At 49.0% G+C, this 12027-nt stretch carries 10 protein-coding genes; all 10 read left to right on the top strand.

All coding sequences use genetic code 11. The annotated features are described in order from the left end of the window. The first annotated feature begins 175 nt into the window (after positions 1–175). The 10 genes from V1224_12775 (at position 176) to V1224_12730 (ending at position 12026) form a co-directional block, all read left to right on the top strand. Entirely contained in the window at positions 176–550 is a 375-nt protein-coding gene (locus V1224_12775; GenBank protein ID WWR15336.1) for a transporter, read from the top strand. Further along, complete coding sequence (locus tag V1224_12770) at positions 547–882, top strand: EamA family transporter (GenBank protein ID WWR15335.1); 336 nt, start codon at positions 547–549, stop codon at positions 880–882. The genes V1224_12775 and V1224_12770 overlap by 4 nt, the downstream gene beginning before the upstream one ends. Positions 883–1130: 248 nt before the next feature. Next, entirely contained in the window at positions 1131–2528 is a 1398-nt protein-coding gene (locus V1224_12765; protein ID WWR15334.1) for a hemerythrin domain-containing protein, read from the top strand. Positions 2529–2783: 255 nt separating this feature from the next. Then, the gene (locus V1224_12760; GenBank protein WWR15333.1) at positions 2784–5750 is read left to right on the top strand and encodes a GH25 family lysozyme; all 2967 of its coding nucleotides are present in this window, start codon (positions 2784–2786) and stop codon (positions 5748–5750) included. 105 nt (positions 5751–5855) lie between these two features. Next, entirely contained in the window at positions 5856–6938 is a 1083-nt protein-coding gene (rfbB, locus tag V1224_12755; GenBank protein ID WWR15332.1) for a dTDP-glucose 4,6-dehydratase, read from the top strand. Positions 6939–7001: 63 nt separating this feature from the next. Continuing rightward, the gene (gene rfbA / locus V1224_12750) at positions 7002–7871 is read left to right on the top strand and encodes a glucose-1-phosphate thymidylyltransferase RfbA (GenBank protein WWR15331.1); all 870 of its coding nucleotides are present in this window, start codon (positions 7002–7004) and stop codon (positions 7869–7871) included. Further along, entirely contained in the window at positions 7861–9123 is a 1263-nt protein-coding gene (locus V1224_12745; GenBank protein WWR15330.1) for a glycoside hydrolase family 25 protein, read from the top strand. Before rfbA ends, V1224_12745 begins: the two co-directional genes overlap by 11 nt. 12 nt (positions 9124–9135) lie before the next feature. Next, positions 9136–9696 carry a dTDP-4-dehydrorhamnose 3,5-epimerase gene (gene rfbC, locus V1224_12740; protein WWR15329.1) on the top strand — a complete coding sequence of 187 codons (561 nt, stop codon included), beginning with the start codon at positions 9136–9138 and terminating at the stop codon, positions 9694–9696. 1 nt (position 9697) lies between these two features. Next, entirely contained in the window at positions 9698–10693 is a 996-nt protein-coding gene (locus V1224_12735) for an ABC transporter permease (protein WWR15328.1), read from the top strand. 10 nt (positions 10694–10703) lie between these two features. Next, the gene (locus V1224_12730; protein ID WWR15327.1) at positions 10704–12026 is read left to right on the top strand and encodes an ABC transporter ATP-binding protein; all 1323 of its coding nucleotides are present in this window, start codon (positions 10704–10706) and stop codon (positions 12024–12026) included. Position 12027: the final 1 nt, after the last annotated feature.

The raw sequence follows: 12027 nt of genomic DNA, 5'->3' as shown, positions 1-12027 counted from the left end.
TGGCGACCTCCTGCACACGCAAATTCTTATTGGCTTATTATATTACATTTGCCATTTATTATCAATTTAAGAATCTATAAAGTCAAAAGTTGATTTTCAGGCGGTTTCTGTGTACAGTTAAAGAGAACGATTTCCCGGCGGCTGTTTGCCCGGACGGATAAGAGGAGGAAGATGCGTGAAAGAGAAAAAGAAAAAAGGCATCACGATCAAAGACATTCTGTTTTTGCAGATCGTGATTATGATCTATACAGGTTCCAGTATTGCGGCCAAGCTGGCTGCTGCGCAGCCGCTTTTTTCATGGCGGTTCTGCCTGTTTTACGGGACCGAGATCGTGATACTCGGTGTCTATGCCATACTCTGGCAGCAGGTCATCAAACGGTTTGAACTGTCTGCCGCCTACGCGAACAGGGCGATGGTGCTCGTCTGGTCGATGGTGTGGGCAGTACTGATCTTTCATGACGAGATCACGGTCAGCAACGTGGCCGGTGTCCTGCTCGTCATCGCAGGCACGGTGATCGTCAATCTCGATTTGAAGGAGGAGAACGTATGAATCCCTATTTTCAGCTCTATCTTTTGTCGGTGGCTGTTGCTTCCGCGTCACAGCTGCTTTTGAAAAAAAGCGCAATGAAAACGTATGATTCTTTCTGGCGGGAATACGTGAATCCTTATGTGATTGCAGGATATGGGATGCTGTTTCTCTCTATGTTTCTCACGGTTTTGGCGTTTCGGCAGATGGATTACAAGAACGGGCCGGTCATTGAATCGCTTGGATATGTGATGGTGCTCGTGTTGAGTAGGATCTTTTTTGGGGAAAAAATGACAAAAAAGAAAGTGGCCGGTACGCTGTGCATTCTGACCGGGATGGTCGTATTCTACCTGTAAATGTGTTATCGATTTCATTTTATCTCCAGGATGGCTAAGTCTTCCAAATATTGTTGCAAATCTTCTATATTTATAGTATATATTATATGGGACGAAGATCTGACTACTTTATAAAAAATGCGTTTTTTTGAGAGTGAGGCAGGTTCTTTTTTGCAAAAACTACATATTATATTAAAAATCGACAAAATTTGATATAAAATTTTTAAATAATGCGGCATATTGGCGGCATCGTGATCAAGGAGGATTGTATGGGGAATCAACTGGTATGGGAAGACCGATTTAATATCGGAGTGAAATTTATTGACAAAGAACACCAGAAACTTTTCGGCATCGTAAACAAGTTGTTTACTTATGCCGAACACGAGGACAAGAGGCCCTGGGTCTGTCAGGAAGGGATCAAATATTTTAAAGATCATGCGATGAAACATTTTGCGGAGGAAGAGGCCTACATGGCGTCCATCTCTTATGAAGGGTTTGAGACACACAAGCGTCTTCATGAAGATTTTCGTCTGTGGACAATCCCGGCTCTTGAAAAGGAGCTGCAAAGGAGCAGGTACTCCAAGGAGGCGATCGATCATTTTATGGGGGTTTGCGCCGGATGGCTGATCGGACACACTTTGACGGAAGATCAGGCGATCGCAGGAGGCAAGGTCAGTAAATGGACAAATCTTCTGCCGGCGGATGAGCAGATGGCGGTCAAGCAGGTGATCCTCCGTCTTCTGGAGAGCATGTTCCAGCTGGAAGCCCGGCTTGTCACCGAGTGTTACGGCGGTGAGAAGTTTGGCAAAGGGATCTACTACCGGCTCACATATGACAGTGATCAGGGAAGGCAGCGGGACGTGGTCCTGATATTTGAAGAAAAGCTGCTGCTTGAGACGGTCGGGAAAATTATGGGCGAGCAGTCAAATAAATTGAGCGTTACGGTGATGAACGCCGTGAGATATACGGCGAGACAGTTTGTGGAATGTATCATTGAGCAGTTTCCATCGGAGGAATGTTATAAATTGCAGAGTGAAAACCTGCTGACTTACGAACAATTCGAAAAAATGTTTGAGAGACAGCTTCCGCAGCACAGTCTCTTATTCAATACGGGAGTCGGATATTTTGCGTACTGTTCCATGACGCCGCATATGGCACGGAAAAAAGAAGGCGTTACCATTCAGGCGGACAATGCGGTCAAAGAAGTATCAAAATATCTGCAGAAAACTGCGCAGGAGAAAAAGATCAGAAAAAAGAAAGTGCTTGTCGTTGACGATTCCGAGACGATCCGTCAGCTGCTGAAAGGACTGCTTCAGAATGATTATCAAGTCACGCTTGCACAGTCCGGGGTATCTGCGATCCGATGCCTGGTGCTGGAGCGGCCGGATCTTGTGCTGCTCGACTATAACATGCCGGACTGCGACGGCGGACAGCTACTGAAGATGATTCGTTCGGAAATCGGTATGGCTGACGTTCCCGTTATTTTTCTGTCGGGTACGGTTGACAAAGAGAGGCTCAGTAAGCTGATCGCGCTCAAGCCGGCGGGGTATCTCCTGAAGAGTATGCCGCATGAGGAGATCAAGAAGAATATCGACGACTTTTTTATTAAAAAGGACGGCAGTCTGCATAAGGCTTCCAATGAAGAAAGCGGCATGGAAGGCAACTAGACTGATATTAGGGCATGAAATATTTTGTAACATATTTGTCATATAAGATACCACCGCACAGGAAGGGAGTGGCAGTTCTGTACGGTGGTTTTTTCTGTGTCCGGCAGTGTGGATGCAACTTTTCCTGCTTTGTCGAAGAAGGGTGGGAATTGGTGGAAAGGTTCGATTTTTCTTGAAGTATCAATTATGTGATGTTATAATGTTGCAGAATTGTTAAGCAATTACAAAAAAAGGGAGGAGAGAGAAAAAGCCAAAATGAGAAAAGATTTTGACGATGAATTAGATTTTTTGGACGAGTTAGAGCTCGATAAACATACAAAAGATAAAAAGAAATCCAAAGCGAAGTATGATGCCGGGCACCGGGATGAGGGGAAGAGAACCAGGACGGCAAAAATGACGTCTGAGAAAGCGCCACGTGCGAAGAAAAGCAGTGCAGCCGCATCGAAAAAGAAAAGACGGAAAAAAGAAAATTTCCTGATGCTGTTCTGGGAAAATATCTGTGGGACTGCAGCTGAGATGAGCGCAGGGGACAGGATTATTGTCTCCACAGGGGTGATCGTACTTGTGATGGCGATCATTACGGGAAGCGTTTATGTGTCGGCGAAGAGCATGGACGATCAGGTAGCGGCTTTTGCGGAGCTGGGAGAAGATCTGGGGGCAGTCAGTCTGACCGGAGAGAGTGGTCTGATCGCCGTAACGGATGCGGAAGTGGCAGCCATGAATTCGGAGATGCTCGAAGAGACAGAGGAAACAGAAGAGACCGAAGAGGAGACGGAAGAAGAGGCAGTGGAAAACGAAGTGCTGCTCAATCTCACTTCCGTACAGAGAGACTTAAAGATCAAGTTTATGAACCGTGCCGGCGGCAAACTGATCTCCGGCATCAAGTTCCAGGCCAGCGTCAAAGGCCCGGACGGCAAGACCGTCACCTATGAGGATGATGACAAAGACGGTATTATCTATAAGACGGAACTGACGCCGGGGAAATATGAAGTGGCGATTGTGGAGACGGACGGTCTGGACGGTTACAAGTATTCGACAGCGCCCGTCAGCGTTACGGTAAAAGATAAGATTGAATATAAGCAGATCGACGTGGCGGATGAGATCAAGACAGAGGCTCAGATTAATGTGGCCAAGGAAGATACGGCCGTGCAGGAGCCGGAGTCCGCACCGGCGCTGAAAGATACCGTGGAGTGGGTGGAGTCTACCAAAACGGCGATCGGCAGCGACGGGACAGAGGGAAGCGGCGCGGAATATGAAGAGATCGACAAGAAGGATATACCGGATCCTTCCGCATCCGTGAGAGGAAGAAGCCTGTTTCGGGCAATGACACTGGAAGGCGGGGACGAAGTCACAGGCAGCGACCAGTCAAAAGAGACTGAGATGCCGCCGGAAGAGACGGAGCCAACGGAACCGGCAGAGCCGGAGAAACCGACAGAACCGGAAAAGCCGGCAGAGAAACCGACGGAACCGGAAAAACCGGCAGAGAAACCAACGGAACCGGAAAAACCAGCGGAGAAACCGAAAGATCCGGAAAAGCCGGCAGAACCGGAGAAACCGGCGGAGCCGGAAAAACCTGCGGCGAAAGTGACGGCAGTGACGATCTCCGGGGCATCGGAGATCAAGATTGGCGGTTCGGTAGCTCTTTCTGCAAAAGTAGAGGGAGAAAATCTCTCTGACGGGGACAAAGGCGTCAACTGGAGCAGCAGCGATAAGGCAGTCGCTACGGTGGACGGCTCCGGCAAAGTGACCGGATTAAAAGAGGGCACGGTGACGATCAGCGCTATCTCCGCAAAGGACAGTAATGTCAAAGCGACTTGCAGCATTACAGTCAAAAAGGATGCGGTCACAGTGACGCTGAACCAGAATGAATTGTCAATCCCGGTCGGAAGCACGGCGACTCTGACGGCGACAACATCAAAAGGCACCGTAAACTGGTCCAGTGACAACGACAAGATTGTCAAAGTGGAAAACGGTAAAGTGACGGCGGTGGCAGAAGGAACGGCTGTCGTTAAGGCTGTCTCCGCAGAGGACAGCAATGTGAGCGCCGTGTGCAAAGTCACGGTCACAAAGGCCAGCGCATTGACTGTTACACTGGATACGGAAAGTGTAAAATTATATACGGAAAATACAAAGGAACTGAAAGCTACGGCAACAAATGCGAATGGGGCTGTCACCTATAGTTTTGCGGTCGATAAAAAAGAGATCGCCAAGGTGGAGAGCAATGCGGAAAAAGCGACAGTCACCGGTCTGGAGGCCGGAGAGGCGGTTCTTACCGTGACGGCCAAAGATGCCGGCGGAGCGTCGGCGACGGCGACCTGCAAGCTGACGGTCACTTTAAATCCGAAAAAAGATACGACAGCGAAGTTAAAGGACAAGGACGGAAACCAGCTTTACATTAAAAACAAAAAAGGTGAATATGTAGAGGCTGTTCTGGCAGACTATTATACAGCGGATAAATTTTATAAAAAACTGGAAAATGTAAAATATAAATATACAGGATGGCAGACGATCGACGGCAAGACGTATTATTATGACAAAAACGGCAATCCTGTCACAGGAGAACAGATCATTCAGGGTGCCAAATATGTATTTGGCAGCGACGGAGCATTGGCAACAAATTCCAGTTCTGGTATAATGGGTATTGACGTATCTAAATGGAATGGCACGATCGACTGGACAGCGGTAAAAAATTCCGGCGTCAATTATGTGATCATTCGCTGCGGATACCGTGGTTCTTCCACGGGCGCACTCATCCAGGACCCGAAATTCAAGGCCAATATCCAGGGTGCGGCGGCGGCCGGCATCAAAGTCGGCGTATATTTCTTCACACAGGCTGTCAACGAAGTTGAGGCGGTAGAGGAAGCATCCATGGTGCTCAACTTGATCAAAGGGCATAAGCTCTCCTATCCGGTCTTTATCGATGTGGAATCGAGCGGAGGACGCGCGGACGGACTGGACAGAAATACAAGGACCGCAGTCGTCAATGCCTTTTGCAGGACGATCCAGAACGGCGGCTATACGGCGGGTATCTATGCCAATAAGACATGGTTTGAGAGCAAGATGAATACTGCTTCTCTCAGCGGTTACAAGATCTGGCTGGCACAGTATGCGGCGGCGCCGACTTATAAAGCCACGAGATATGATATGTGGCAGTATACGTCCAAAGGAAAGGTAAGCGGAATCAGCGGAAATGTGGATATGAATCTCAGCTATATGGGTTAATGTGGAAAGCGGAACATTTTTCGGGTTGTTGCCCTTGTATGAAAAGACATGAAATAGTGTGTAAAAAGTAAAACTGGCGCGTCGCGGCGTCACAGGAGGACAAACATGAGAACGTATTTGGTAACAGGTGGTGCGGGCTTCATTGGCTCAAATTATATTCATTATATGTTTCGGAAGTACGACAATGAGATCCGTATCATCAATGTGGACGCACTCACCTATGCGGGCAATCTGGAAAATCTGAAAGAGCTGGAGTCACGGGACAATTACACGTTTGTCAGGGCGGATATTTGCGACAAAGAGGCCATTTCCAAAATCTTTGCGGAAAATGACATCGACAGAGTCGTTCATTTCGCGGCGGAAAGTCACGTGGACAGAAGTATCAAAAACCCGGAAGTGTTCGTGCAGACCAATGTGCTTGGCACGGCTGTAATGCTTAACTGTGCGAAGGAGGCCTGGGAGTTGCCGGACGGCAGTTTCCGGGAAGGAAAACGCTTCCTGCATGTGTCTACGGATGAGGTCTACGGTTCTCTGGAAGAGGATGGCGGCTATTTCTATGAGACGACACCCTATGCGCCTCACAGCCCTTATTCCGCGAGCAAAGCCTCTTCGGACATGCTCGTGAAAGCCTATATGGACACCTATCGGTTTCCGGCGAACATTACGAACTGTTCCAACAATTACGGACCGTATCAGTTCCCGGAGAAGCTGATACCGCTGATTATCAACAATGCGCTCCACGGGAAAAAGCTCCCCGTATACGGGGATGGAAAAAATGTCCGCGACTGGCTGTATGTGGAGGACCACGCCAAAGCCATCGACATGGTACAGGAAAAAGGGCGTCTGTTTGAGACGTATAATATCGGCGGACATAATGAGAAGCAGAACATCGAGATCATCCACATCATCATCGAGACGCTGCAGGAAATGCTGCCAGACAGCGACTCGAGAAAAGCGCTGGTGTCCAAAGACCTGATTACGTATGTGGAGGACCGCAAGGGACACGACAGGCGGTATGCGATTGCGCCGGATAAGATCAGGGATGAGATCGGCTGGGAGCCGGAGACGATGTTCCGGGAAGGCATCCGGCTGACGATCCAGTGGTTCTTTGAACATGAAGACTGGATGAAGCGTGTGACAAGCGGCGATTACCAGAAATATTATGATGAAATGTATGATGTAAAATAGAGAATGCGAGAAGAAGGGTTATGAGACAGTAATCCTTCTTTCTGCACGTTGGGAGGATAGACAATGAAAGGTATTATTCTTGCGGGCGGGTCGGGGACCCGGCTGTATCCGTTGACAAAGGCAATTTCCAAGCAGATCATGCCGGTATATGATAAGCCAATGATCTATTATCCCCTGTCTACACTGATGCTGGCTGGCATCCGGGATATTCTGATTATCTCCACGCCGAGAGACGTCAAAGTATTTGAGGAACTTTTGGGCACCGGAGAGCAGCTCGGTATGCGTATTGAGTATGCAATACAGGAAACGCCAAGAGGACTGGCGGATGCCTTTATTATCGGTGCGGACTTTATCGGCAAAGACAGCGCAGCGCTTGTGCTTGGCGACAATATTTTTTATGGACAGAGCTTTTCGCGTGTGTTGAAAGCGGCGGCTGAACGGGAAAAAGGCGCTACGATATTTGGTTATTATGTGCGGGACCCGCGGGAATACGGGGTCGTGGAGTTCGATGAAAACGGAAAGGCGCTTTCGATCGAGGAGAAACCGGAGAAGCCAAAGAGCAATTATGCGGTGCCGGGGCTCTACTTCTATGACAATGATGTGGTGGAGATCGCCAGAGAGGTCAAACCTTCCGCGCGGGGCGAGATCGAGATTACGAGTATCAACAACGAGTATCTGAAGAGAGGCACCCTGCATGTGGAGACGCTGGGCCGGGGGTTTGCATGGCTCGATACGGGAAATCATGATTCTCTTCTGGACGCTTCTGATTTTGTGGCAGCCGTGCAGAAGAGACAGGGTATGTATATCTCCTGCATCGAAGAGATCGCATACAGGCGCAAATTTATTTCCCGGGAGCAGCTTCTTGCACTGGCAGAGCCTTTGATGAAAAGCAACTACGGGAAATATCTGGTAGAGGTCGCCAATGGACTCTAAGACGAAAACGCTCACCGTTGTCTGTGTCGTCCTGATGATGCTACTCATTCTCGGAACAGTGGTGGGCATCAATGTATGGCAGGATCCGGAGATATTGACGAGCACGCCGGCAGCGGAGCAGAAAGAGACGGATGTCGCGCCGTCGTCGGGACAGACGGAGGAAGCGATCGACTATTCCGCCTTTCTCGGGGATGAGACGTTCTTTGACCAGGACAAGACAGACTATGAAAAGCTGCTGGAAAATTCTGGAAAAAAGCTCAGTCTGCTCGCCACTTCGGTGGAGAAGGACCTGCGGGTGCAGGTGCTCAACGAGCTCGGCGAACTTGTGACGGGAGAAGAGCTGTTTATTACCCTGAACGGGCAGGAATATAAGGATCTGGATCAGGACGGCATCATCTATATCGGTGATCTGTCATCCGGGGAATATGAGGTGGCGCTGCGGGAAGTCGGAGACTATAAAGTGCCTTCCACGCCCCTTCTTATCAATGTAAAGGAAAAAGTGGAATATATACCGATCGACGACATCTCTCTGCTGATCAAGACAGAGGATGAGATTGACGCGGAAAAAGAGGATACCGAGGCAGGGGATGCGGCTGACGATGCCGACAAGACCGAGATGACAGATATTCAGCAGTCGGAAGAAAACCGCAGTTTTGGCATTGACGTATCCAAATGGAACAAGGACATCGACTGGGAGAAAGCCAGGGCTGCAGGTGTGGAGTTTGCGATTATCCGCTGTGGATACCGGGGTTCCTCTACGGGTACACTCGTGGAAGATCCGTACTTTTACCGGAATATTGAAGGAGCGAGAGCGGCAGGTGTAAAGATTGGCCTGTATTTCTTTACGCAGGCGACGAATGCGGTGGAAGCGGTGGAAGAGGCCAGTATGGTTCTCTGTCTCAATGACGGCAGACCGCTGGATTATCCGATCTTTATCGATACGGAGGGTGCAGGCGGAAACGGCCGGGCAGACGGTCTGGATACGGTGACAAGGACCGAAGTGGTGGAGGCGTTTTGCGAGACGATCGAGAACGCCGGTTATCGTGCGGGCATTTACGCTTCCAGAAATTGGTATTATAATAAACTGGATATGACAAGGCTCGACTCAAATGTCATCTGGTTGGCCGAATACAGAGAATATCCCAAATATGAGGGAAAATATCAGATCTGGCAGTATACGTCCAACGGTTCCATCGACGGCATCGAAGGCAGAGTCGATTTCAATATCAGTTATTGGAACGAAACGGAGTAAGGAGCGAGGAAAATGGGAAAAATTACGGTAGAAACATGCGGCATAGAAGGACTGAAAATCATCACCCCTACGGTATTTGGGGATGAGAGAGGCTATTTCATGGAGACCTATAATTATGAAGATTTCCGGGAGGCCGGAATCGACCAGGTGTTTGTGCAGGACAATCAGTCCGCGTCCAAAGGCGGCGTGCTCCGGGGGCTTCATTTTCAAATCCATTTTCCTCAGGATAAGCTCGTGAGAGTCGTCCGGGGAGAGGTGTTTGATGTGGCTGTCGATCTGCGGCAGGGTTCTGCAACTTATGGAAAGTGGTTTGGTGTTCGTCTTTCGGAGGAGAATAAAAAGCAGTTTTTTATCCCCAAACATTTTGCCCATGGATTTCTTGTGTTATCCGATTATGCGGAATTTGCCTATAAATGCACGGACTTTTATCATCCCAATGATGAGGGAGGCCTTCTGTGGAGCGATCCGGATATTGGGGTGGAGTGGCCGTTGCAGGAAGGCGTGGAGCTGACGATCTCCGACAAAGACAGGAAATGGCAGGGCATCAGGGAATATACCGAAGGAAAAAAGTGAAATGAGTAAACGGAAGCTATCCAAAAAGGCAAATATTGCCCTTGTCTCGATTGTTGCGATGACCTTCCTTCTCGTACTGATCCTGCACGAGAATCCATTTGCCAATCCGAGCCAGGAACTGATCAAGAAATGGATCGCCTCGGCGATTATCATTGTCAGCCTGATCCTCTATGGGGTTCTCTACGATAAGATCACGGTGCTGCCCTCCGAGTTATATCAGAACAGGCGACTGATCTGGAAGCTGGCAAAAAACGATTTCAAGACACGGTTTGCGGGTTCCTATCTCGGCATCGTCTGGGCGTTCGTACAACCGGTCGTTACGATTCTGGTCTACTGGATCGTTTTTGAGAAAGGGCTCAATGCCAAGGCAGAGGTGCTCGCCAGCGGTGTGGCGGCGCCTTACGTGCTCTGGCTGACTGCGGGGCTTGTCCCCTGGTTTTATTTTTCGGAGGCGCTCAGCAATGGGACGACGGCGCTGCTCGAATATAATTACCTTGTGAAGAAGGTTGTGTTTAAGATCAGTATCCTTCCGATCATTAAGATCATCGGGGCTACGTTTATACACGGCTTCTTTGTGTTGTTTACGCTTCTTTTGTTTATGGCGCATGGATTCTTTCCGGATGCGCATACGTTACAGATTTTCTATTACAGCTTTTGTCTGTTTGTTTTTGTGCTCGGTATTTCGTATGCCACCTGCTCGATCGTTATCTTTTTCCGTGATCTGACGCAGATCATCGGCATCATTTTGCAGGTGGGCATGTGGGCGACCCCGATCCTCTGGAAACTGAGCATGGTACCGGAGCGGTATCAGATTCTCTTTAAGTTCAATCCGATGTTCTATATTGTCAACGGTTATCGGAGCGCTCTTCTGGAAAAGACATGGTTCTGGGAGGATTTTTACTCGACAATGTTTTTCTGGATTACGACGGCTGTGCTCTTTGGCATTGGCGCGCTGATATTCAAACGGCTGAAAGTTCACTTCGCGGACATGCTCTAGGGGAAATGATATGGATGAAAATGTTACAATTCGGGTCAGAGATCTGAATAAAGTCTATAAATTATATGACAAGCCGATTGACCGGCTGAAGGAAGCGCTTGGACTGTCCCGCAAAAAGAAATACAAAGAACATTATGCGCTGCGGGGAGTAGACATGGAAATTCGTCAGGGGGAGACGGTAGGCATTATCGGTACGAACGGCTCCGGCAAGTCGACGATTCTCAAGATCATCACCGGTGTTTTAAATCCAACTTCCGGCAGTGTGGAGGTGGACGGCAGGATTTCCGCCCTGCTGGAACTGGGCGCCGGCTTTAATATGGAATACAACGGGATTGAAAATATTTATCTGAACGGGACGATGATCGGATTTTCCAGAGAGGAGATTGATGCGAAACTGGATGAGATCCTGGCTTTTGCAGACATCGGCGACTATGTGTATCAGCCCTGCAAGACCTATTCCAGCGGTATGTTTGTCCGACTGGCGTTTGCCGTAGCCATCAATATTGACCCGGAAATCCTGATCGTAGACGAGGCGCTCTCTGTCGGAGACGTATTTTTTCAGGCGAAATGCTATCATAAATTCGAAGAGTTTAAAAAGATGGGCAAGACAATCCTTTTTGTCAGTCATGATCTGAGCAGCGTGAGTAAGTATTGTGACAGAGTCATTCTTCTCAACAAAGGAGAGAAGCTGGCGGAAGGTTCTCCCAAACAGATGATCGATATTTATAAACAGGTGCTTGTCGGACAGTATACGGTCCATGAGGCGCAGGAAGAGGGTACCAACCTGCTGGATGACGAGGAAGTCTCCACCGCCGCCCGCAAGGAAAATGCGGCAGCCGCAAAAGAGCGGACGCAGGACGGCAATGGGAAGGGGGACTCCGCGGCCGATACGCTGGAATACGGCACAAGACAGGCGACAATCACGGAATATTATATGACCGACGATCAGGGAATGCGCACGAATACGGTGCTCAAAGGAAGCACTTTTTCCGTGCATATGAAAGTGGAATTTGCAGACGAGCTTCCGGCGCCGATCTTTGCCTGTTCGATCAAAAACGCGCTCGGCGTGGAGATCACGGGGACCAATACGATGGTCGAAAAGGCGTATCTGGAACCGGCAAAAAAGGGGAATGTGAAAGAAGCGGTCTTTACGCAGAAGATGAATCTGCAGGGTGGAGAATATCTGATCTCTCTCGGCCTCACCGGGTATGAGGGAGACCGGTTTTGCGTCTATCACAGGCTCTATGATGTGATGAATATCACGGTAATCTCCGATAAAAATACGGTCGGTTACTATGATATGGATTCCAAAGTAACGGTAAAGGATGTATAAA

The organism is Lachnospiraceae bacterium JLR.KK008, assembly GCA_037015955.1.
Taxonomy (GTDB): domain Bacteria; phylum Bacillota; class Clostridia; order Lachnospirales; family Lachnospiraceae; genus VSOB01.
This window is presented reverse-complemented; position numbering and strand designations above follow the sequence as displayed.